Annotated in this window: 19 protein-coding genes and 1 tRNA gene; 7 read left to right on the forward strand and 13 right to left on the reverse strand. The window is 70.4% G+C overall.

All coding sequences use genetic code 11. The features are described from left to right. Positions 1 to 7: 7 nt before the first annotated feature. The 4 genes from GSE44_RS04975 to GSE44_RS04990 form a co-directional block, all read right to left on the reverse strand. On the reverse strand, positions 8 to 1,312 hold the full coding sequence (locus GSE44_RS04975; RefSeq protein WP_159347690.1) for a UDP-glucose dehydrogenase family protein: 1,305 nt from the start codon (positions 1,310 to 1,312) through the stop codon (positions 8 to 10). Between the two features lie 94 nt (positions 1,313 to 1,406). After that, positions 1,407 to 2,279 carry a UTP--glucose-1-phosphate uridylyltransferase GalU gene (galU, locus tag GSE44_RS04980; RefSeq protein ID WP_159347691.1) on the reverse strand — a complete coding sequence of 291 codons (873 nt, stop codon included), beginning with the start codon at positions 2,277 to 2,279 and terminating at the stop codon, positions 1,407 to 1,409. Positions 2,280 to 2,486: 207 nt separating this feature from the next. Next, positions 2,487 to 3,155 (reverse strand): J domain-containing protein, encoded by a 669-nt coding sequence (locus tag GSE44_RS04985; RefSeq protein ID WP_159347692.1) that lies wholly within the window; start codon positions 3,153 to 3,155, stop codon positions 2,487 to 2,489. Beyond that, on the reverse strand, positions 3,152 to 3,841 hold the full coding sequence (locus tag GSE44_RS04990) for a vWA domain-containing protein (RefSeq protein WP_159347693.1): 690 nt from the start codon (positions 3,839 to 3,841) through the stop codon (positions 3,152 to 3,154). The genes GSE44_RS04985 and GSE44_RS04990 overlap by 4 nt, the downstream gene beginning before the upstream one ends. Positions 3,842 to 3,949: 108 nt before the next feature. Between GSE44_RS04990 and GSE44_RS04995 the strand changes: the two genes are divergently transcribed. Continuing rightward, positions 3,950 to 5,614 carry a hypothetical protein gene (locus GSE44_RS04995; protein ID WP_159347694.1) on the forward strand — a complete coding sequence of 555 codons (1,665 nt, stop codon included), beginning with the start codon at positions 3,950 to 3,952 and terminating at the stop codon, positions 5,612 to 5,614. Positions 5,615 to 5,621: 7 nt separating this feature from the next. Here GSE44_RS04995 and GSE44_RS05000 read toward each other — a convergent pair whose 3' ends face one another. Beyond that, positions 5,622 to 7,886: an NADP-dependent malic enzyme gene (locus GSE44_RS05000; RefSeq protein WP_159347695.1), complete on the reverse strand. Its 2,265-nt coding sequence runs from the start codon at positions 7,884 to 7,886 to the stop codon at positions 5,622 to 5,624. A 95-nt stretch (positions 7,887 to 7,981) separates the two neighbouring features. Here GSE44_RS05000 and GSE44_RS05005 point away from each other — a divergent pair, with 95 nt between their 5' ends. Then, positions 7,982 to 8,194 carry a hypothetical protein gene (locus GSE44_RS05005; protein ID WP_201305941.1) on the forward strand — a complete coding sequence of 71 codons (213 nt, stop codon included), beginning with the start codon at positions 7,982 to 7,984 and terminating at the stop codon, positions 8,192 to 8,194. A gap of 135 nt (positions 8,195 to 8,329) precedes the next feature. Here the strand turns inward: GSE44_RS05005 and GSE44_RS05010 are convergent. After that, positions 8,330 to 8,415: transfer RNA gene (locus GSE44_RS05010), tRNA-Leu, on the reverse strand. Between the two features lie 23 nt (positions 8,416 to 8,438). On the opposite strand from GSE44_RS05010, the gene lipB reads away from it, so the two are divergent. Continuing rightward, positions 8,439 to 9,110: a lipoyl(octanoyl) transferase LipB gene (gene lipB, locus GSE44_RS05015; RefSeq protein ID WP_159347696.1), complete on the forward strand. Its 672-nt coding sequence runs from the start codon at positions 8,439 to 8,441 to the stop codon at positions 9,108 to 9,110. A gap of 164 nt (positions 9,111 to 9,274) precedes the next feature. Here the strand turns inward: lipB and GSE44_RS05020 are convergent, their stop codons facing one another. Further along, positions 9,275 to 10,639, reverse strand: coding sequence for a DEAD/DEAH box helicase (locus GSE44_RS05020; RefSeq protein WP_201305934.1), 1,365 nt, complete (start codon positions 10,637 to 10,639; stop codon positions 9,275 to 9,277). Between the two features lie 294 nt (positions 10,640 to 10,933). On the opposite strand from GSE44_RS05020, the gene mtgA reads away from it, so the two are divergent. Beyond that, positions 10,934 to 11,614, forward strand: coding sequence for a monofunctional biosynthetic peptidoglycan transglycosylase (gene mtgA / locus GSE44_RS05025; protein WP_235924564.1), 681 nt, complete (start codon positions 10,934 to 10,936; stop codon positions 11,612 to 11,614). Here mtgA and GSE44_RS05030 read toward each other — a convergent pair. Next, positions 11,611 to 11,886 carry an acylphosphatase gene (locus GSE44_RS05030; RefSeq protein ID WP_159347697.1) on the reverse strand — a complete coding sequence of 92 codons (276 nt, stop codon included), beginning with the start codon at positions 11,884 to 11,886 and terminating at the stop codon, positions 11,611 to 11,613. The two genes, mtgA and GSE44_RS05030, sit on opposite strands and share 4 nt — an antisense overlap. Next, positions 11,883 to 12,584, reverse strand: coding sequence for an ATP12 family chaperone protein (locus tag GSE44_RS05035; protein WP_159347698.1), 702 nt, complete (start codon positions 12,582 to 12,584; stop codon positions 11,883 to 11,885). The genes GSE44_RS05030 and GSE44_RS05035 overlap by 4 nt, the downstream gene beginning before the upstream one ends. A 46-nt stretch (positions 12,585 to 12,630) precedes the next feature. Here GSE44_RS05035 and GSE44_RS05040 point away from each other — a divergent pair, with 46 nt between their 5' ends. Next, on the forward strand, positions 12,631 to 12,960 hold the full coding sequence (locus tag GSE44_RS05040; protein WP_159347699.1) for a YnfA family protein: 330 nt from the start codon (positions 12,631 to 12,633) through the stop codon (positions 12,958 to 12,960). A gap of 112 nt (positions 12,961 to 13,072) precedes the next feature. On the opposite strand, the gene GSE44_RS05045 is transcribed toward GSE44_RS05040, so the two are convergent. From GSE44_RS05045 to GSE44_RS05060, 4 genes are read right to left on the reverse strand one after another with little or no spacing between them, the layout of a single operon-like run. Next, on the reverse strand, positions 13,073 to 14,305 hold the full coding sequence (locus GSE44_RS05045; protein WP_159347700.1) for a metal-dependent hydrolase family protein: 1,233 nt from the start codon (positions 14,303 to 14,305) through the stop codon (positions 13,073 to 13,075). 14 nt (positions 14,306 to 14,319) lie between these two features. Beyond that, on the reverse strand, positions 14,320 to 16,158 hold the full coding sequence (locus tag GSE44_RS05050) for a gamma-glutamyltransferase family protein (protein ID WP_159347701.1): 1,839 nt from the start codon (positions 16,156 to 16,158) through the stop codon (positions 14,320 to 14,322). Positions 16,159 to 16,171: 13 nt separating this feature from the next. Then, positions 16,172 to 17,428, reverse strand: a complete 1,257-nt coding sequence (locus GSE44_RS05055; RefSeq protein ID WP_159347702.1) for an NAD(P)/FAD-dependent oxidoreductase — start codon at positions 17,426 to 17,428, stop codon at positions 16,172 to 16,174. A gap of 11 nt (positions 17,429 to 17,439) precedes the next feature. Further along, positions 17,440 to 18,465, reverse strand: a complete 1,026-nt coding sequence (locus GSE44_RS05060) for a 4-hydroxyproline epimerase (RefSeq protein ID WP_159347703.1) — start codon at positions 18,463 to 18,465, stop codon at positions 17,440 to 17,442. 121 nt (positions 18,466 to 18,586) lie between these two features. Between GSE44_RS05060 and GSE44_RS05065 the strand changes: the two genes are divergently transcribed. Together GSE44_RS05065 and GSE44_RS05070 are read left to right on the forward strand one after the other, a co-directional pair. Then, positions 18,587 to 19,459 (forward strand): ABC transporter permease, encoded by an 873-nt coding sequence (locus GSE44_RS05065; protein WP_235924565.1) that lies wholly within the window; start codon positions 18,587 to 18,589, stop codon positions 19,457 to 19,459. Next, the gene (locus GSE44_RS05070; RefSeq protein WP_159347704.1) at positions 19,459 to 20,559 is read left to right on the forward strand and encodes an ABC transporter ATP-binding protein; all 1,101 of its coding nucleotides are present in this window, start codon (positions 19,459 to 19,461) and stop codon (positions 20,557 to 20,559) included. The genes GSE44_RS05065 and GSE44_RS05070 overlap by 1 nt, the downstream gene beginning before the upstream one ends. Positions 20,560 to 20,570 lie beyond the last annotated feature (11 nt).

Genomic DNA, 20,570 nt, shown 5'->3' on the forward strand with positions numbered 1-20,570 from the left:
TTGCCTCTCACGGTCGTCCGATGGACTGGTACTGGAAGCCAGCTTCGCGGAAGGCGGCGGGATCCCAGGCATTCCTGAGGTCCAGGATGATGTCGCCCTTCATGGCGGCCTTGAGGCGATCAGGCGACAGCGCGCGGAACTCGTTCCACTCTGTCAGCAGGACCACCGCATCCGCCTCCTCCACGGCATCCATGGCGGAGCCGGCGAAGTGCGTCGCGGCCGGCATCAACTGCCGCGCATGGGAGGGCTGGGGGTCGTAGGCGCGAATGGTGGCCCCGGCCGCTGCCAGCTTCGGCACCACCACAAGGGAGGGCGCGTCACGCATGTCATCCGTCTCAGGCTTGAAGGTGAGCCCGAGCACCGCGATCGTCCGGCCGGCAACCGAGCCGCCCAGCGCCGTGATCACACGGTCGGCCATGGCCTCCTTGCGCGCCTCGTTGGCGACGATGGTCTGCTCCACGATGGTCGCGGGTGCGCCCAGCTCCTGCGCGGTGCGCGCCAGAGCCAGCGTGTCCTTCGGGAAGCAGGAGCCGCCATAGCCCGGCCCGGCATGGAGGAACTTGCGCCCGATGCGCCCGTCCAGCCCCATGCCGCGCGCCACGTCATGCACGTCGGCGCCTGCCTTTTCGCAAAGATCGGCCATCTGGTTGATGAAGGTGATCTTCACGGCGAGGAAGGCATTGGCCGAGTACTTGATCAGCTCGGCCGTCTCGAGCCCGGTCTGCACGATCGGCGTCTCGATGAGGTAGAGCGGGCGGTACAGGCGGCGCAGCGTCTCAAAGGCGCGCTCGGATTCAGCACCGATCACGACGCGGTCGGGCCGCATGAAGTCGCCGATCGCATTCCCCTCGCGCAGGAACTCAGGGTTGGAGGCGACGTCAATCTCGATATCCGGCCGCGTCTCCTGCAGCAGCGTCTTGATCTTGCGCCCCGTGCCCACCGGCACGGTGGACTTGGTCACCAGCACCAGCGGCTTCTTGGCCGCCCGCGCCACCTGCTCGGCGGCGGCAAAGACATAGGACAGGTCCGCATGGCCGTCGCCGCGGCGCGAGGGCGTGCCGACGGCCAGGAAGACGGCATCCGCCCCCTCCATCGCCTCGGCAAGGTCCGTGGTGAAGGACAGGCGCCCGTCCCGCACATTGTCGGCGACCAGCTTGTCCAGCCCCGGCTCGTAGATCGGAATGCGCCCTTCCCGGAGCGCCTCGACCTTGGAGACCTCCGTGTCCACCACGCGAACATCCACGCCAAATTCTGCAAAGCAGGCCCCGGAGACGAGACCCACATAGCCCGCCCCAATTATCGCGACGCGCATGGTAACTCCTCAAACGCCCCCGCGGGGCGAGACACAATGCGCCTCCTGCCGGGCGCAAGGCCCGACCTGGAGGCATCATGACTGAAGCCTGGCTTCAGCCCATGTATTTCGGAAGGAAGGCCCGCACCGCCTGAGCCAAGTCGGGCCGTTTCAGTGCGAAGGCGATCTGCGCCTCCAGGAAGCCGGCCTTGTCGCCGCAATCGAAACGCCGCCCCTCGTAGCGCAGGCCATGGAAGGGCTGCTGGCCGATCAGCTTCGCCATGCCGTCAGTCAGCTGCACCTCGCCGCCTGCGCCCTTCTCCATGGCGGCCAGGTAGTGGACCACCTCCGGCATCAGCACGTAGCGCCCGATGATGGTGAGGTTGGAGGGCGCCTCCTCGATCGGCGGCTTCTCGACCAGCCCCTTCACGGAGACCAGCCTGCCCTTGTCCTCCAGCACGTCGAGCACGCCATATTTGTTGACGCGCTCCATCGGCACTTCCTCGATGGCGACGACGTTGCCGCCTGTCTCCATATAGGCGTCCGCGAGTTGCTTCGTGCAGGACACCTCGCATTGCATCAGGTCGTCCGGCAGCAGGATGGCGAAGGGGTCGTCGCCGATGAAGGTGCGGGCGCACCAGATGGCGTGGCCCAGCCCCATCGGCACCTGCTGGCGCACGGTGGTGATGCTGCCCGGCTCCACCGCGCCGGCATGCATCTCCGCCAGGATGGCATCCTTGCCGCGCTCGCGCAGCGTGCGCTCCAATTCATAGGCAACGTCGAAATGCTCGACGATGGCGGTCTTGCCGCGGCCGGTGATGAAGCAGAACTGTTCGATGCCGGCGTCGCGCGCTTCCTCCACCGCATACTGGATGAGAGGCTTGTCCACGATAGGCAGCATTTCCTTGGCCAGCGCCTTTGTGGCGGGCAGGAAGCGTGTCCCGAGCCCGGCGACGGGCAGGACGGCCTTCTTCAACGGCTTCGGCACGGGCGGGTATTCCCCATGGGGTTTGGTGGCTGCAAGATGTGCCATGCCGAGCCAGGGTTGGGAATGCCGGCGCGCGGGGCCAAAAGGCCCATTACCGGCTCAATTTGGCGTCAATATCCCTCGGCGTTCCCTGCAGCATTCCGCTCGTGGCGGCGTTCCCACCGCCCAGCCGGGCCAGGCCGGCGGGACGTAGGGCGGCGCCGGAGCCTAGCCGAGCAGCACGTCCCGCGCCGCATTCAGCCGCGCGGCGAGCCAGTCGGACCCGCCCGCATCCGGATGGGCCGTCCGCATCAGCCGCGCATGGGCAGCGCGGACCTCCGCCTCGCTCGCCCCCTCCGCCAGCCCCAGGATCGACAGCGCTTCCGCCCGGTCCGGCGAGGCCGATGCCCTGGCGGAGCCCATGTTCCGCCATCCGGCATGCATGCGGTCCAGCCAGGCCTCGACCAGCGGAACGCTCTCCGGATCATCGGCCGCTGCCTCCGCGAGCAGGGCCCGCAGCTCGTCGGGCCCGAGTTCCGACAGGTCCCGCCCGGCCCAGCGCCCCCGCAGCACCCGGCCCGACAGCGTGCCGGTGCCGGGATCGAGTCGCATGGAGAGCATCGCCGTCTCCACCATGTCGGCCGGCGCGCCGCCGAAGGTGCCGGGCGGCTGCCGCGCCTTCCACCAGCGCCAGACCAGTGGCCCGAACAGCGCCAGGACCCAGAAAAGCTGCCCGGCCCGGCCCGAGAGCAGCAGTACGGCGAGCAGGACGATCCCGAGGGCCGCCGCGATCACCGCCAGCGCCCATTTCACCTGCGCGACGCCGGCCGAGCCGAAGGCGCGCAGCCCGCCCACCATCAGCGCCAGCAGCACCGCCCCCGCGGCGAGCCAGATCATCGCCCCGGCCCCTGAAGCTGCGCCAGCAGCGCGGCCGCGCCCGGCAGCCGCGCCAGGGCCTCGCGCCCGCCGGTGGCATAGGCGGCGGCGCCCCGCAGCAGGTCCGCCAGCGCGCGGGGGCTGCGATGGTCGAAGGGCGCCCAGGCGCCGCCCGAATGGCGGGCGATCCCGCGCAGCACTTCGGACGCACCCGGGTCGTCTCCCTCCTGGAACACGAAGGCCGGCACGCCGCGCGCGCCGAGCCGGGCGGCGGCACGCCAGATCGGGTCCCGCTCCTCCTCCACCGCATCCCCGACGAAGACGAGGGCGTGCAGCCTCTCCCGCGCCGCCTCCGCCTCGGTATGGCGCAGCAGGCGCAGGATCTGCGTATGCCCGCCCCGGCACTCCACGCCGCTCATGCGCGCAGCCAGTGCGGAAGCATCGGTGACGAAGGGCGTGGCCATGAACTCCCCATGGCCGCGGTAGAAGGCGAGGCTCACCGCCAGCCGCCCGGGCGTGGCGGCGAACATCTCCGCCTGCACATGGCAGGCGCGGTCCCAGGTCGGCTGCCGGCTCGCCGTCGCATCCACGGCGAAGATCAGCCGGGCGGGGGAGGGCGCCACGCGCAGCGCCGGCACCGAAGCGGCCTTCTGCAGGAAGGCGGCGACGGCGTTGCGGGGCGGGGCGGGAACCGGCGGCTGTGCCATGGATGGATTATGGGGTGTCCTCGCTTCTGCGGGAACGCATGGCGCCGGATGAAGTGGCGCGGCCCCGGCGCCTGCCCTAGCCTCCGCCGAAACCAGGGACGCCGAACCATGCGACGCCGCCACCTCCTTCTCGCCAGCTGCATCGCCCTTCCGGTGGCACTCGGCGCCTATGCCCAGGCGGCGGCGGAGCGGCAGTTCGACGTGGCCATCGCCCGGCTGCGCGCCGGCCTGGGGCCGGAGGGCACGGTGGAATGGCGCAGCCGCCGAATCGATCCGGTGACCGGCGCTGCCAGGCTGGAAGGCGTGACCATCCGCCGCGGTGCGGACCGCCTGACGATCGAGGAGGCTGAGCTGGCGGAGCTGCGGGAGGGCCGCATCGGCCGCGCCCGCTTCGCCGGCCTTCGGATGGAGGGAACGCCCGGCCCGGGCAAGCCCGGCCCTACGGTGCTGACCGCCGGGCAGGTCACGCTGAACGCGCTGCTCCTGCCGCCCGGCCAGGGCAGCGCCGTGGACTGGTCCGCCGCCTCCGTGGAGCAGGCGGTGGCCGAAGGCTTCCGCGCGGAGGTGACGGGACGTGGCGAGGCGGAGATCGGGCGCGTGACGCTCGCGGGCTATGCGCCCGGCGCGGTGCGGGAGGCCGTGCTGGAAGGCCTGCGCTTCAACGACCGCAGCGATGGCGAGACGCGCATCCAGCTCGGCCGCGCCCGCTTGGCCGGGGCCGTCCTGCCGCGCCCGGGCCAGCGCTTCGATCCCTGGGCACTGGCCGCCGACGCCGCGCTGCTGGAAGGGCTGGAGCTGTCGGTCGAGCGGCAGGACGCGACCATCCGCCTCGGCCGCCTGCAGGTCGATGGCTGGGGAGAGGGGCGGCTCACCAGCCTTGCCCTCGAAGGCGCGGGGGTGACGGGCGCCACGCCGAAGACCGGCGGCTTCGCTGTCGAGCTCGGCCGCCTCGCCCTTTCCGGCGTTGCGGGGCGCGACATGGCCTATGCCTATGCCAATGACATCAACCCGCCGCTGGCAAGCCCGGGCCAGGACCAGGATGGGACGCTGGAAGGCCTCTCCATCACGATGGAAGGCGCGCCGCTGCTCCGCATCGGCAGCATCCGCGCCCGCAACAGCTGGGATCTCTCCACGCCGGGCACGCAGCTCGGAAGCGTCTCGATGGATGGGCTGGCGGTGGACCTGCCGGCTGATTACGGCGGCAACTGGCTCGACGGCATGGGCTTCAAACGCATCCTCGCCCGGATGGACATCGGGACGCGGATGACGACGGAGGGCGGCCGGCTCGTCGCCGATCCCTTCACCATTGAGGCTGCGGGCATGGGCACGCTCGGTTTCGCCATGGACATGCGCGGCGTCGAGGTGCCCCCGCCCGGACAACCCGCCGTCGCCAAGGACGATCCATTCGCCCTGGTGGGCAAATGGTCGGTCGCGGGCTTCACCATCCGCTACACGGATGAGGGCTTGCTGCGGGCGCTGCTGGCGCGGCAGGCGGTGCAGGAACGGGTGCCGGAACGGCAGCTGCGTGACCGCTACGCCCAAATGGTGCTCCGCACCCCCGTTCCTGGCGTGAAGCTGGGCAACGAACCGCCGGCCATACGGCAGATTCGCGAGGCGCTGGCCTCCTTCGCGCGGGAACTGGGGACCATCGAGATCGCCATGCGCCCACCCGCGCCTGTGCCGGTGCTCGGCTTCGCCGCCATGGCCGGGATGCCGGCGGATCGGACCGTGCGGGAGCTGAACATCACCGCCACGGCCAGGCCGCCGCGCTGAAGCCGGCTCAGCTCGGCTGGGAGGCGGCGATGGCGGAGAGATTCACGATGCCTCGGGCGGTGGTGGAGGGCACCATGACATGGACCGGCTTGTTCATGCCGAGCAGCATCGGGCCCAGCTGCAGCCCGTCGGCGGCCGCCTTCAGCAGGTTATAGGCGATATTGGCCGAATCGAGATTCGGGAAGACCAGCAGGTTGGCTGAGCCGGTCAGCTTGCCGTCATGCACCGCGCGGTCGCGGATGGCGGGCTCCAGCGCGGCATCGCCATGCATCTCGCCATCCACCTCCAGCGACGGATCGCTTTCGCGGATCAGCGACAGCGCACGCCGCATTTTGCGCGCCGAAGGGGCATCCGACGCCCCGAATGAGGAATGGGACAGCAGGGCCACGCGCGGCGTGACGCCGAAGGCGCGCACCTGCTCAGCCGCCAGGCAGGTCATCTCCGCCACCTGCTCCACCGTCGGGTCCACCAGCAGGTGGGTGTCGACGAAGAACAGCGTGCCCGCCGGCAGGATCACGCCCGTCATCGCATAGACACGTCCGGCGTCGGGGCGCTTGCCCACGATGTCGAAGGCCTGGTGCCAATGCGTCATCCATTCGCCCGTGCCCCCGACGATGGCGGCATCCACCCGGCCCGTCTCGAGCAGCAGCGTGGCGGCCACGGTCGGGCGCGTGCGCAGCGCACGGGCGGCGGCGTCGGGCGGGATGCCGCGGCGCCCGACCTTGCCCTGGTAGAGGGAGAGAAGCGGCGCAAAGAGCTCGGTATCCTCCGTCGGATCCAGCACCGTGACGCTGCCCTCGAGGTCCATGCGCAGGCCCATGCTGCGCACCTTTTCCGCGATCGCCTCGCGGCGGCCGATGAGCACCGGCTCGGCGATGCCCTCGTCCAGCACGGTCTGCACCGCGCGCAGTGTCCGCTCGTCCTCGCCCTCGGAATAGGCGATGCGGCGTCCGGCCCCGCGGGCAGCGGCGAAGACCGGGCGCATCAGGTCGCCCGAGCGGAAGACGAAGCGCTCCAGCTCGCGCCGGTAGGCATCGAAATCCTCGATCGGGCGCGAGGCCACGCCGGAGTCCATCGCGGCGCGCGCGACGGCGGGCGCGATCTCCAGAATCAGCCGCGGATCGAAGGGCTTGGGGATGATGTACTCGGCCCCGAAGATCGGCGCATGGCCGCCATAGGCCGCGACCACCACCTCGCTGGCCTCGGCCCGCGCCAGCCGCGCGATGGCCTCCACCGCGGCGACCTTCATCTCCTCGTTGATCGTGGTCGCGCCGGCATCCAGCGCGCCGCGGAAGATGAAGGGGAAGCAAAGGACGTTGTTGACCTGGTTCGGATAGTCCGAGCGCCCGGTCGCCACGATCGCATCCGGGCGCGCGGCGCGCACCGCCTCGGGCAGGATCTCCGGCTCCGGATTCGCCAGCGCCAGGATCAACGGGCTCGGCGCCATGGAGGGCAGCCATTCCGCCTTCAGCACGCGCGGCGCGGAAAGTCCCAGGAACACATCCGCATCCGGCAGCGCCTGCTCCAGCGTGCGGGCGTTGGTCGCGCGGGCGTAGCGGGACTTGTACGGGTCCATCAGGACCTCCCGCCCCTCAAAGACCACGCCCTCGATGTCGCAGACGGTGATGTTCTCGCGCTGCGCGCCCATCGCGACCAGCAGGTCGAGGCAGGCCAACGCCGCGGCGCCCGCGCCGGAGGTGACGATCTTCGCCTGGCTGATCGGCTTGCCCTGCAGCAGCAGCCCGTTGCGCACGGCGGCCGCCACGATGATCGCCGTGCCGTGCTGGTCGTCATGGAAGACCGGGATCTTCATGCGGGCGCGCAGGGCACGCTCGATCTCGAAGCATTCCGGCGCCTTGATGTCCTCGAGATTGATGGCGCCAAAGCTCGGCTCCAGCACCGCCACCGCCTCGACGAACTTCTCCGGGTCGCGCTCCTCCACCTCGATGTCGATGGAGTCGATATTGGCGAACTTCTTGAAGAGGACCGCCTTGCCCTCCATCACCGGCTTGGAGGCGAGCGCCCCGATGGCGCCGAGGCCGAGCACGGCCGTGCCATTGGTGATGACCGCGACCATGTTGCCGCGCGCCGTGTAGTCATAGGCGGTGCGGGGATCGGCCGCGATCTCCATGCAGGCCGCGGCGACGCCGGGGGAATAGGCCAGCCCCAGGTCGCGCTGCGTCGCCATGCGCTTGGTCGGCTCGATGCTGAGCTTCCCCGGCCTCGGAAGCCGGTGGTAGTCCAGAGCAGCCTTGCGGAAATCCTCGTCCATGCCGCCGTTATGGCCCTGCCGGCGCGGCGGCGCCAGCGGGGAACCGGGTCCTTCGCGCGGCGTTCGCCGCATGACAGGAAGCGACGGAGGCGGTGTTGGCGGGACCATCGGGCGATCTGGCGGACGATCCGGGCGGCGAGTCGCGGCCCGGGGACAAGGCGCCGCCCGGCACGCCGGGTACGGCGGAAGTGCTCTGCCCGGAATGCCAGGGAAAAGGGGAGCTGATGGGAAAGCCCTGCCTGGCCTGCAACGGCACGGGCGTGGTGACCCGGGACCCGAAGCGCGAGGCGCCGGAACCATTGGGCTGAAGCCGGGGAGTTGATCCAGGGCTGAAACTGCTGGGCTGCCCTGACCCCGGCGGATCTGGGACTCAGCCGCCGAGCGCGCTACATCGCGCCGGCAGGAACCGAGAGAGGTGCCCCGAGGGGCACCCAGAGAGAAGATGGTGCGGTCAAGAAGATTCGAACTTCCACGGGGTTGCCCCCACCAGCACCTCAAGCTGGCGCGTCTACCATTCCGCCATGACCGCAGGCAGGCGGCGGCGTATAACCGATGAGTGCGGCGGCAGCAACGGGGCAAGCCACGCCTGAATGGCTGATTTCCGATGATCGCATCCCGGTGCCCGATGCGCTGGCTGCCATGGAGGCCCGCGTGGCCGGAATCCGGGCCGCCACGGCGGGGGAGGCGGTCTGGCTGGTCGAGCACCCGCCCAGCTACACCGCCGGCACATCTTCCAGGCCCGAAGGGCTGCTGGATGCTCGCTTTCCTACGTATTCAGCAGGCCGCGGCGGGCAATGGACCTATCACGGGCCCGGGCAGCGCACGGCCTATGTGATGCTGGACCTCACCCGGGCGCATGGCAGCATCCCGGCCCGTGACGTGCGCGCCTTTGTCCACGGGCTTGAGGAATGGGTGATCCGGGCGCTGGACCGCTTCAACATCCGGGGCGAACGCCGCGAGGGCCGTGTCGGCATCTGGGTGGCGGACCGGGTGAATGGCACCGAGTCGAAGATCGGCGCCATCGGTGTCCGCGTGTCCCGCTGGGTAACCTGGCACGGCATTGCGCTGAACGTGGAGCCGGACCTGTCGCATTTCGGCGGAATCGTGCCCTGCGGCATCTCGGGCCATGGCGTGACCAGCCTGCACGCGCTGGGGATCCCCGCGACAATGGAGGAGGCGGATTCCGCTCTGATGGCGGCCTGGGCGGAGGTTTTCGGCGGGTAGGGGCACCCCGGGCCCACGGATCGCGAAGGCTGGAATCAGCCGCGGGCGGGAATGCCACTCCTTCGGCAATGGGCCGAGGCGCCCAGGGCGAAGGAGCGACGCTCCCGGCCCACAAATGCAAAGGGCGCCCCGAGGGGCGCCCTTCACCGTTTCGCCGGCCGTTTTCAGCGGCCGCTGTCGCGGAAGTCGCCTTCGCGCCAGCTGCGGTCCTTGCGCTCGCCGCCAACCGTTTCAGGCCGGCGCTGGCCATGCCCGCCGGGACGCCCCTGGCCCTGGCCGCCACCAGGGCGGCCCTGGACATGGCGCTGCCCCTCGCGTTGCGGGCCACCGCGCTGCTGGCCGCCGCCATCGCGGCGCGGACCACGATTCTGCTGGCGGTTCGGCGCGCGGGGCACCGGGCCGGTCGGGATGTCACCCTCGGCCGGAACCTGCTGGCGGGTCAGCTTCTCCACGGCGCGGAGCAGCGCGATCTCGTCAGGGGCCACCAGGGCCACCGCCTCGCCCGAGGCGCCGGCACGGGCCGTGCGGCCGATTCGGTGCACATAGGTCTCCGGCACCTCCGGCAGGTCGTACTGGATGACATGCGTCACGCCATCCACGTCGATGCCGCGGGCAGCGATGTCGGTCGCCACCAGGATCGGCGCGCTGCCGCGCTTGAAGGCATCCAGCGCCCGCTCGCGCTGGCCCTGGCTCTTGTTGCCATGGATGGCGCCGGCGGCCAGGCCGTCCTGCTCCAGCTGCTTCACGATGCGGTCCGCACCATGCTTGGTGCGGGAGAACACCAGAGCGCGGCCCACGCCCTCGCCCTTCAGCAGATCGGCCAGGATGGCGCGCTTGCCGTCGGCACGGGTGTGGATCACGCGCTGGTTCACGCGCTCCGCCGTGGTGGAGACCGGGGTCACCTCGATCCGCACGGGGTCAGGCAGCAGCTCGCGGGCCAGCTTCGCGATGTCGTCCGGCATGGTGGCCGAGAAGAACATCGTGTGGCGCGGCTTCGGCAGCATCGCCGCCAGCTTGCGGATGGACGGCCAGAAGCCGCGGTCCAGCATCTGGTCGGCCTCGTCCAGGACGAAGGACTCGATCCCGTCCAGCCGCACGGCGCGCTGGTTGATCAGGTCCATCAGCCGGCCCGGGGTGGCGATGAGGATATCGACGCCCGTGGACATGGCCCGCTTCTGCGGGTTCTCCGGCACGCCGCCGAAGATAATGGCGGTGCGCGGCCGGATGTGGCGGCCATAGGCGCGCACGCTCTCATGGATCTGCGAGGCGAGCTCGCGGGTCGGGGAGAGGATGAGCACGCGGCAGGTGCCGGCCGGCATGCGGCGCGGGTTCTCGGCCAGGTGGTGCAGCAGGGGCAGCGCGAAGGCGGCCGTCTTGCCGGTGCCGGTCTGGGCGATGCCCAGCACGTCCCGGCCCGAAAGGGCGGCCGGAATGGCCTGGGCTTGGATCGGCGTGGGGGTGGTGTAGCCCTCTTCCTCCAGCGCGCGCAGAAGGGGCGCCGCGAGGCCGAGCTCGTTGAACTGTGTCATGGAATCCAATCGGGGCAGCCCATCCGGGGCTGCCGAGGCGGAAGGAGGCGCCCCGCGTGTCCGGTCGCATCCCAGGGTATCGGAAGGTCTGACGCCCCGGTCAGGGCCGCGCGCATCATTGCGCGAGGCGGCCGTCTCACGCGGCCGGAGCGTGGCCCAAACGGATCGCTGGGCACAGGCGGAAGATGGGGTAGATCGTGCTGCAGCGCAAGATGAGATGTGCCGCGCTTGACGCAGACCGGCCCGGCGGCAACCAAGGGGCATGGGTCGGCACCGCTTCTCGGGCAGGACATTTTGAGCGGGAAGCCGCGCTGGCGCCGCTGGCTGGCCTGGATTGCCATCGCCCTGCTGGCGGGGCCGCTGGCGCTGATCCTCGTCTTCCGCGTCCTGCCCCCGCCGGTGACCCCGCTGATGCTGATCCGCGCCGTCCAGGGGGAGGGGCTGCGGAAGGATTGGGTTCCGCTCGACTCCATCGCGCCCGTCCTGGGCCATGCGGTGATCGCCGCCGAGGACAACCTGTTCTGCGCGCAGGCCCTTGGCTTCGACTTTCGCGCCCTGCGCGGCGAGGCCGAGGCCTGGCTTGAGGGGGAGCGCCCGCGCGGCGCCAGCACCATCACCATGCAGACCGCGAAGAACCTCCTCCTCTGGCCGGGCCGTGACCCGCTGCGGAAGGTCATCGAGGCCTGGCTGACGCCGCAGGTCGCCTTGCTCTGGCCCAAGCGCCGGGTGCTGGAGGTTTATCTCAATATCGTGGAGTTCGGCCCCGGCACCTATGGCGCCGAAGCGGCCGCCCGCGCCTTCTTCGGCAAGCCGGCCTCCGGCCTCACGCGGCGGGAGGCAGCGCGACTGGCGGCGGTGCTGCCCAGCCCGCTGAACTGGTCGGCGGCACGCCCCTCGGACTTCGTGCTGCGGCGGGCCGCCACGATCGAGCGCCGCATGGGCCAACTTGGCCCATTGCTGGACTGCGCGCGCTAAAGCGTCGGGCGGCGCAGGAAGCCCGGTTCCTCAGGCGGCTCGGCGAAGCGTTCCTCGATCCGGTCCACCCGCGCAGCCGGCGGCCCGCGCCGGGCGGCCAAAAGCACGGCGCCGACCGCGGCTTCCTCCCCGGCCAGCAGCGCCTCCACCGAACCGTCCGCGCGGTTGCGTACCCAGCCGCTCAGCCCGGCGGCGGTGGCTTCCGCCACCAGCCAGTCGCGGTAGCCGACGCCCTGGACGCGGCCCTGGATCCGCAGCAGCCGGGCCTTCAACGGGACAGCTCCAGCAGCCGCGCTGCCAGGGCGATATCGGCGGCGATTCGGGTCCGGCGCTCCACCGCCTCGGCATCCGCACCCCAGAAGGATTCTTGGTAGGTTTCGTCCAGCATCGCCAGCCGATGGGCCTCGGCCGCATCCAGCCGCCCGGCCGAAAGGGCGAGGCCCAGCACCAGGCTTCCCATCGCCGGCACCGCGATGCCCAGCGCCGAAAGCCCGAAGGCCGAATGGGCCGCCACCGCCGCATGCAGGGACCGCAGCGAATCGGGCGACTGGGCGACATGGGTGATGCCGGTGGTCACCCGCAGCGGCGCGTCGTGGTGCAGGGCCGCCCAATCGAGCAGCGGCTGCCAGTTCTCAGCCTGGAGCGCGGCCAGCCGCCGGTCCTCGGCGCGGTAACAGAGCAGGTCGCTCTGGCCGTATTCGGCGATGGCGGCAACGCTCGGCGCCGGGTCCGGGGCGATCCGGTCCACGGCGGTGCCCACCAGCCGGGTGAGGGGTACCTCCACCATGGACATCTCGTTCCCCTTGCCACCACCGGCCGCGTGCCATTCGGCGGCCACGGCCTCCGCGAGGGGCCGACTCGGCAGATGCAGGGTGGTGCCGCCCGGCAGGCGCAGCGGACGGCCGTCGAGGGCGATGCCCCAACCGGCTTCGACGGGCTGGACGGCAGCCTCTTCCCAAAATCGCTTCATGGCGCCGCAATTGGGGTCTCGGGGGGCACCATGGCAAGTTGCCGGAATGGGATCCGTGATCGTCTATGGCGCGGCGGCGCTCGCCGAGATCGGCGGCTGCTTTGCTTTTTGGGGATGGCGAAGGCTGGGCTGGTCCGCCTGGGCGCTGCTGCCGGGCATGGCCTCGCTCGCGCTTTTCGCTTGGCTGCTGACGCTGGTGGAGGCCTCGGCCGCCGGCCGGGCTTATGCGGCCTATGGCGGGGTCTATGTCGCCGCCTCCCTCGCCTGGCTCTGGGCGGTGGAGGGGCGGGCACCGGATGCCTGGGACCTGAGCGGGACGGCACTGTGCCTGATCGGCGCCGGGGTGATCCTCTGGGGTGGCGGGGCAGGCCGGTAGCTCGCCCCGGCAGCACTGAGCGATGCCGCCAGAGAAGGGGTCCGGCAGGAGAAAGGATGCCTGCCCGTTAGCCCCATCAAGCCAATGGATGCCAGGCGTACAAGATGCGCTACTAGTTCAGTTGGTTCTTCACGAGGCGGCCGTCGCGCATGATTGCGAGCAGCGCTGCCCCCTGGTTCTGCAGACAGGCAAGGTCCTTCAGCGGGTCGCCATCCACCACCAGCAGGTCCGCCCGCGCGCCGGGGGCAAGGATGCCGATTTCGCCCTCCATCATGCAGAGCTTCGCGGCCAGGGTGGTGGCTGATTCCAGGATCTCATGCACCGGCAGCACGCGGGCGCGGATCTCGAACTCCATGGATTGGTACTTGTGCAGCCCGCCCAGCAGGTCGGAGCCGAAGGCCATGGGCAGCCCTGCGCGGCGCATGATGTCAAGCGATTCCAGCCCGGCCGTCCGCACCGTCTCAATCTTCGCCACCGAATCCGGCCCGAGGCCCAGCGCCGCGCCCTCCATCGCCAGCCCCTCATAGGCGACGAGGGTCGGGATCGCGACGGCACCAGCCTTCACCGCCATCTCGGCGGTTTCGGAGCGGATCAGGTTGCAATGCTCCAGCGAATGGACGCCGCATTCCACGGCACGGCGGATCGCCTGGTCCGTATAGAGATGGGCGGCGACATAGGTGCCCGCATTCTCCGCCTCCTCCACCGCGGCCTTGATCTCGTCGCGCGAGAAGCCGAGGGCGTGGATCGGATCATTGGGCGAGGCGACGCCGCCATTCGCCATGATCTTGATGAACTTCGCGCCGCTCTTGATCTCCTCGCGCGCCGCGCGGCGCACCGCATCCACGCCGTCGCAGATGCGCCCGAGTGAGCCGACACGATTGGCGAAAACGCCCTCCCGATCATCCGAGCGGCTGCGGAAGTCCGAATGGCCACCGGTCTGCCCCAGCGCCTTGCCGCAGCAGATCACGCGCGGCGCGTCGATCAGTCCCTCATCGACCGCAACCGCGATGCCGGGCTCCGCGCCGCCCAGGTCCCGCACGGTGGTGAAGCCGCGCATGAGCATCCCATGCATCACCTTCGCCGCCCGCAGTGTGGCGAGCGAAGAAGGCTGCGCCGCATTCTCCGCCAGGTTCACCATCGCGGCGATGACATGCACATGCGCATCCACCAACCCCGGCATGATCGTCTTGCCGCGCAGGTTGATGCGCGTGGCGGAGGCAGAGGTGATCGGCTTGTCCGAGACCTCGCGGATCCGGTCGCCCTCGACCAGAACCTCCATCCCGCCGCGCAGTTCCTTAGCGCCGGGTTCCAGGAACTGGCCGTTGGTGAAGATATAGGACGTCATGCTCGATCCCCCGTTCAGCGCGCGACCGCGTAGCCCTGCATGCCGCGCGGATTGGCGGCTGCCTTCACGATATGCCCGTTCCCATCCGCCTCCCGCGCGCAGGCGGAAAGGCGGCCTTCGGACCAGGAATCCCCGACCGTCACCCGGTGCCCACGCCGGCGCAGCTCCTCCACCGTGGCGGCGGGGAAGCGGTTCTCCAGCGTCAGCGTGCCGTAGGACGTCTCGCGCGGCCAGAAGGAGGCGGGCGCGTGGTCCGTGTGGAAGGCCGGCGCGTCGATGGATTCCTGCAGGTTCATGCCGTGATGCGCATGGTGCAGGAAGAGCAGCAGGGACCATTGCTCCTGCTGGTCGCCGCCCGGCGTGCCGAAGGCGAGATAGGGCTTGCCGTCGCGATAGGCGAAGCTCGGCGTCAATGTCGTGCGAGGCCGCACGCGCGGCGCCATGGAGGAGGCGAGCCCCTCCTTCAGCCAGAACATTTGCCCGCGCACCGTGATGCTGAAGCCCAGCGGCGGCACCACCGGGCTCGACTGCAGCCACCCGCCAGAGGGCGTTGCCGAGACCATGTTGCCCCAGCGGTCCACCACATCGACATGGCAGGTGTCACCGCGATGTGTGCCCGCCGCCGTCGTCACCGGCTCGCCTGCACGATCCAGCCCGCCACCCGCATCCTCGCGCGCCACCGTCGGCTCGCCCGTGCCGATGCGGGGCTCCTTGCGCGTGCCGGCGGGGTGCAGCGGCGGCAGCACCGGCTCGCGCCCATCCGGGCTGCCGGGGCGGAACTCATGCGAGGCCGCATCGCCGATCAGTGCGCGGCGTTGCGCTGCGTATTCCGGCGAGAGCAGCGTGCCGAGCGGAACCGGCGCACTGTCGCCGTACCAGCAATCGCGATCCGCAAAGGCCAGCTTGATCGCCTCCGCCGTCACATGCACGAAGTCCGGGCCGAGCGGGTCCATCCTATCCAGGTCGAAGCCCGAGAGGATGCCCAGCGCCTGCAGGAGCGATGGCCCCTGGCACCAAGCGCCGCCCTTGAACACGCGGAAGCGCCCGTAATCGGCGAAGACCGGCCGCTCCACCGGCACGCGCCATTCCGCCATGTCCTGTCCGGTCAGAAGCCCGCGGTGATGGCGGCCGGAGACGTCCCAGATGTCCTCCTCGCGGTAGAAGCGGTCCACCGCCTCGGCCACCGGCCCGCGATACCAGTAATCCAGCGCACGCCCGATCTGCGCCTCGCGCCCGCCCACCGTCTCGGCATCCGCGAGGATGCGCTCATAGGTGGCGGCGAGCGCCGGGTTGCGGAACAGCCGCCCCGCCTCGGGCACAGCGCCGCCCGGCAGGTAGATCTCCGCCGAGCTGGGCCAATGCGTCTCGAACAACTCCCGCACCGAGGCGATGGCAGCGGGGATGCGCGGCACCAGCGGATGCCCCTCCCGCGCGTAGAAGATCGCAGGCTCCAGCACTTCCCGCAGCGGAACCGTGCCCCAGTCCCGCAGCAGCGTCAGCCAGGCGCCGAAGGCCCCCGGGACGCAGGCCGGCAGAAGGCCCGAGCCGGGGATGAGGTCCAACCCCAGCCCGCGCATCCGCTCCATCGTCGCGGCGGCGGGGGAGGGGCCCTGGCCGCAGATCACGACCGGCTCCTCCGCGCCCACCGGACAGGCGATGATCGGCGCGTCGCCGCCGGGCCCGTTCAGATGCGGCTCCAGCACCTGCAAGGCAAACGCCGAAGCCACGGCGGCATCGAAGGCATTCCCTCCGCGCTCCAATACGCCCATGCCCACGGAGGAGGCGATCCAATGCGTCGAGGCGACGGCGCCGAAGCTGCCGCGCAATTCGGGGCGCGTGGTGAAGCCGGGCATGGCGATCAGTTCCTCATCCGATTGGCACGCGGCCGAAGCGGGCCGGGTCGAAGGGCCGCAGGTCGATTCCGGGCTCGCCGCTAGCCAGCAGCGCGCCGACGATGCGCCCCGAGGTGGCGGCCAGGGTCAGCCCCAGATGCTGGTGCCCCGTCGCTACCACCGCATTGGCGATGCCGGGCGCGCGGCCGAGGGCCGGCAGGTAATCGGGCAGCGTCGGCCGGTCACCCTGCCAGCGCGAGGAGGCCTCGGCGGGCCTGCCGAACAGGCTGGCAGCGTGCCGGACCAGGATATCGGCACGCGACCAGTCGGGGTCGCGCCATGCGGCGCCGAGCTCGACCGTGCCGGCCAAGCGGATTCCATGCTCCATGGGCGTGGCGATGAAGCCGCGCTCGGCGAAGGACACGGGGCAGGGCAAGGCGGCCGCATTGGGCGGCAGCATGGCGTGATAGCCGCGTTCCGCCGTGATCGGCAGGCGGAGCCCGAGCATGGGCGCCAAGGAGGCGCTGGCCAGCCCTGCCGCCAGCACCACGCCCTCTACGGGATGCTCGCCAAGTTCGGTGCAGAGGACCGTGATGCGGTCTCCCTCGCGCCGGAAGCCGGTGGCGGCCTGGCGGATCAGTGCGCCGCCGTCGGCCGCGAAGCGCGTGGCCATCTCGCGCACCAGCCGGTACGGTTCCACCGCATGGGCCGTGTTGGGAAAAAAATGCCCACCTGCCACCGGTACGGCGAGGCCGGGAATCCGTTCCGCCAAGTCAGCCGCGCTGAGCGCTTTCAGCCGCACGCCATGGGCGGCCATGATCACGGCCTCCTGCCTGGCCGCTCGCAGCCCGGCCGGCGTTTCCGCCACGGAAAACGAGCCCTCGTACCGCAACAGGCCCGCGAGCTCCGGCCCCTTGAGCGCCGCGCGCCAATCTGCCACCGCCGTAGCCAGCAGCCCCGCCAGCGCCGCCGTGCCGGCCGTCACCCGTTCCGGGCGCGCGGCGGCGGCAAAGCGCAGCAGCCAGGGCAGCATGCGCGGAAGGCCACGCCAGCGCAGGGTCAGCGGCCCCTGCGGATCGGCCAGCATCCGCGGCACCCCCGCCAGCAGGTCAGGCCGCGCCAGGGGCCGCACCTGCTCGATCGCGATATGCCCCGCATTGCCCGCGGAGCAGAGCGAGCCCGGCGGCGTGGGATCGAGCAGCAGCACGCGCTTGCCGGCACGCAGCAGCGCCAGGGCGCAGGAAACGCCCACCACCCCCGCCCCGATGACCGCGACCGGCTTGTCCCCCATGCCGCGCCCGGTCAGACGAGGAAGCCGGCGCGCAACGGGTCGCGCTCGTTCACGAAGATCGTGTTGATGCCATGGGTGCGCGCCCAGCCGGCGATGCTGGGGATGATGGCCGCGTGGTTCCCCACCACCGCCTTGCCTTCCACCCGCCCGTCGAAATGCGTGCCGATGATGCTCTCATGGATGAATTCGTCGCCCACCGAGAGCTTCCCGCGCGCTGCCAGCTGCGCCATGCGCGCCGAGGTGCCGGTGCCACAGGGAGAGCGATCCACCGCGCGGTCGCCGTAGAACACCGCGTTGCGTGCATGGGCACGGCCGTCGCGCGCCTTGCCGGTCCACATCACATGGCTGACGCCGCGGATGGTGTCGTCATCCGGGTGCACCACCTCGACGATCTCGTTCAGCCGGCGGCGCAATTCGGGGCTGTGGCGCAGCACGTCGTCGGCGGAGAACTCCTCCAGCCCGGCGAAGCCCGGCTGCGGCTCGACGATCGCGTAGAAATTGCCGCCATAGGCGATATCCACGCGCAGCCGCCCCATCCCCGGCATCTGCACCTCCACCTCCGGCAGAGCGAGGAAGGAGGCGATGTTGCGGATGCGCACGCTGTCCACATGCTCGCCACGCCGCTCATAGGTCGCCACGATACGGCCCGCCGGGGCGTCCAGCCGCAACTCGCCTTCCTTCTCGGGCCGGGCAAGCCCGTTCTCGATCGCCATGGTCACCGTGCCGATGGTGCCATGCCCGCACATGGGCAGACAGCCCGAGACCTCGATGAACAGGATGGCGATGTCGCAATCCTCCCGCGTCGGCGGATAAAGGATGGAGCCGGACATCACGCTGTGCCCGCGCGGCTCGAACATGAGGGAGCGGCGGACCCAGTCGTGATGCGTGAGGAAATCCTGCCGCTTCTCGCTCATCGTGGCGCCGCGCAGCATGGGCCCGCCGCCGGTGACCAGCCGCACCGGATTGCCGCATGTATGGCCATCGATACAGGAGAAGGTGTGGTTGCCCGGCGGCACCGGTGTCTCGATCCCTTGCATTGGCCAGGCTCCTCCTCGAAGCAGTGAAAGCTATAAAGGACATTATATCCAATTGACAGCCCGGGTGGCTTGCCGTTTGCATGACGTTCCCGGCCCCGGCGGGGTATGACGGAGAGGCGGATTGGCAGGTATCGCGGCCCCCATGGCGCCGGCCACACCGGCGCAGGCTCCGGCAAGGATCAAGGCATCGCGCCTGACGGCGGCGGGCGTGTTCGTCTGGGTGCTGATCACGGCGGGCGTGCTGGTGATGGCCGTCCCGCTGGTGATGACGGCCTATATCAGCCTCTTCCGCGACGCGGTCGTGGTTTTCCCGCCGTCCGGCTACAGCACCGCCTGGTACATGCGGATCGGGGAATTTCCGCGCTTCGGCGAATCCCTCGGCACCAGCCTGCGCATCGCGGCCCTTGCCACCATCGGCAGTCTCGCCATCGGCATCCCCGCCAGCCTCGCCCTGGTGCGCTACAGCTTTCTCGGCCGCGGCGTGCTGAACGTGCTGCTGCTCTCACCACTGACCGTGCCGGGCGTGGTCATCGGCCTGTCCATCTATGTACTGGTGGTGGAGGTGGAGATCGCGACCGAGGCGCCGCTGATCGGCTCCGACCTTGTTCTCGCCGCTGCGCATCTGCTCATCACCACGCCCTGGGTCGTTCGCCTCTGCGTCGCCAACCTGATCGGGCTCGACCGCTCGGTGGAGGAGGCCGCCGCCAATCTCGGCGCCCGCCCCTGGTCCGTGCTGTGGCGCGTGACGCTGCCGATGATGCGCCAGGGCATCGTGGCCGCCGCCCTCTTTGCCTTCATCGTCTCCTTCGAGAACATCGAGATGACGCTCTTCCTCATCAGCCCGGGGGTGATGACGCTGCCGATCTCCGTCCTGCAATATCTCGAATACCGCATCGACCCGCTCGTGGCGGCCGTGGTGATGGTGCAAACCCTGGTCATTGCCGGGCTGCTCCTGCTGCTGGACCGCTACGTCAAGCTGAGCCGCATCGTCTGATGAGCGCCTCATATCTCCGCATCGAAGGCCTGACGAAGCGCTTCGGCGCCAGTGCCGCCGTGCAGGACGTGAACCTCGATGTGCGCCAGGGCGAAATGGTGGTGCTGCTTGGCCCATCCGGCTGCGGCAAGACGACCACGCTGCGCCTGATCGCGGGCTTCGTGGAGGCGACCGCGGGACGCATCCTGCTGGAAGGCCAGGATTATGCCGATCTGCCGCCATACCGGCGCGAAATGGGCATGGTGTTCCAGAGCTACGCGCTGTTCCCGCACATGACGGTGGCGCAGAACGTCACCTTCGGCCTGCGCATGCGCCGCCTGCCGAAGCCCGAGATCGAACAGCGCCTGGCCGCCACGCTGGAGATGGTGGAGCTTTCCTCCATGGCGGAGCGCTACCCGCGCCAGCTTTCCGGTGGCCAGCAGCAGCGCGTGGCTCTGGCCCGTGCCCTGGCCATCCGCCCCAAGGTCCTGCTGCTGGATGAGCCGCTTTCCAACCTGGATGCGAATCTCCGCCAGCAGGTGGCGCGCGAGATCCGGCAGTTGCAACGGGCCGCCGGCCTCACCGCACTGATGGTCACGCATGACCAGGACGAGGCCATGATGATGGCCGACCGGCTGGTCGTCATGGACAAGGGCGCCGTGCAGCAGGTCGGTACCCAGGAGGAGTTGTACGAGCGCCCGGCGAACCCCTTCGTCGCCCGCTTCATCGGCCACAGCAACCTCGTCGCCGGGGAGCTTTCCGGCGGCACGCGCCTTTCCCTGCCGGATGGCACCGTAATCGGGCTCGCCGGGCACTACGCCGCCACAGGTCCCGTCACCCTTGCCATCCGGCCCGAGCGGGCACGGCTCTGCGCGCCGGGCGATGCCGCCGCACGCGTGACGGTCGTGGTGGAGGACGCCACCTATGTCGGCGCCCATGTCGAGTACCTGCTCGCCCTGCCGGATGGAACGCGGCTGATCCTGCATGACCCCACCGATGGCGGCGGCACGCGCCGCCACGCGCCTGGCGACCGGGCAGGGCTCACCTGGGACCCCGCTAGCGAACGCCTGTTTGACGCCGCAGGCGTGCCGCTTACGGCACGCGCCGCCATTCCCGCCTGACCCCCGAGAGG

It is taken from the genome of Muricoccus harenae (genome assembly GCF_009848505.1).
Lineage (GTDB): Bacteria > Pseudomonadota > Alphaproteobacteria > Acetobacterales > Acetobacteraceae > Roseomonas > Roseomonas harenae.

Bases quoted from the DNA above. Each gene is read 5' to 3' on its own strand.
- GSE44_RS04975 (WP_159347690.1), bottom strand. From the start codon at position 1,312: ATGCGCGTCGCGATAATTGGGGCGGGCTATGTGGGTCTCGTCTCCGGG.
- GSE44_RS04985 (WP_159347692.1), bottom strand. From the start codon at position 3,155: ATGATCTGGCTCGCCGCGGGGGCGGTGCTGCTGGCGCTGATGGTGGGC.
- GSE44_RS04990 (WP_159347693.1), bottom strand. From the start codon at position 3,841: ATGGCACAGCCGCCGGTTCCCGCCCCGCCCCGCAACGCCGTCGCCGCC.
- GSE44_RS04995 (WP_159347694.1), top strand. From the start codon at position 3,950: ATGCGACGCCGCCACCTCCTTCTCGCCAGCTGCATCGCCCTTCCGGTG.
- GSE44_RS05000 (WP_159347695.1), bottom strand. From the start codon at position 7,886: ATGGACGAGGATTTCCGCAAGGCTGCTCTGGACTACCACCGGCTTCCG.
- lipB (WP_159347696.1), top strand. From the start codon at position 8,439: ATGAGTGCGGCGGCAGCAACGGGGCAAGCCACGCCTGAATGGCTGATT.
- GSE44_RS05020 (WP_201305934.1), bottom strand. From the start codon at position 10,639: ATGACACAGTTCAACGAGCTCGGCCTCGCGGCGCCCCTTCTGCGCGCG.
- GSE44_RS05035 (WP_159347698.1), bottom strand. From the start codon at position 12,584: ATGAAGCGATTTTGGGAAGAGGCTGCCGTCCAGCCCGTCGAAGCCGGT.
- GSE44_RS05040 (WP_159347699.1), top strand. From the start codon at position 12,631: ATGGGATCCGTGATCGTCTATGGCGCGGCGGCGCTCGCCGAGATCGGC.
- GSE44_RS05045 (WP_159347700.1), bottom strand. From the start codon at position 14,305: ATGACGTCCTATATCTTCACCAACGGCCAGTTCCTGGAACCCGGCGCT.
- GSE44_RS05050 (WP_159347701.1), bottom strand. From the start codon at position 16,158: ATGCCCGGCTTCACCACGCGCCCCGAATTGCGCGGCAGCTTCGGCGCC.
- GSE44_RS05055 (WP_159347702.1), bottom strand. From the start codon at position 17,428: ATGGGGGACAAGCCGGTCGCGGTCATCGGGGCGGGGGTGGTGGGCGTT.
- GSE44_RS05060 (WP_159347703.1), bottom strand. From the start codon at position 18,465: ATGCAAGGGATCGAGACACCGGTGCCGCCGGGCAACCACACCTTCTCC.
- GSE44_RS05070 (WP_159347704.1), top strand. From the start codon at position 19,459: ATGAGCGCCTCATATCTCCGCATCGAAGGCCTGACGAAGCGCTTCGGC.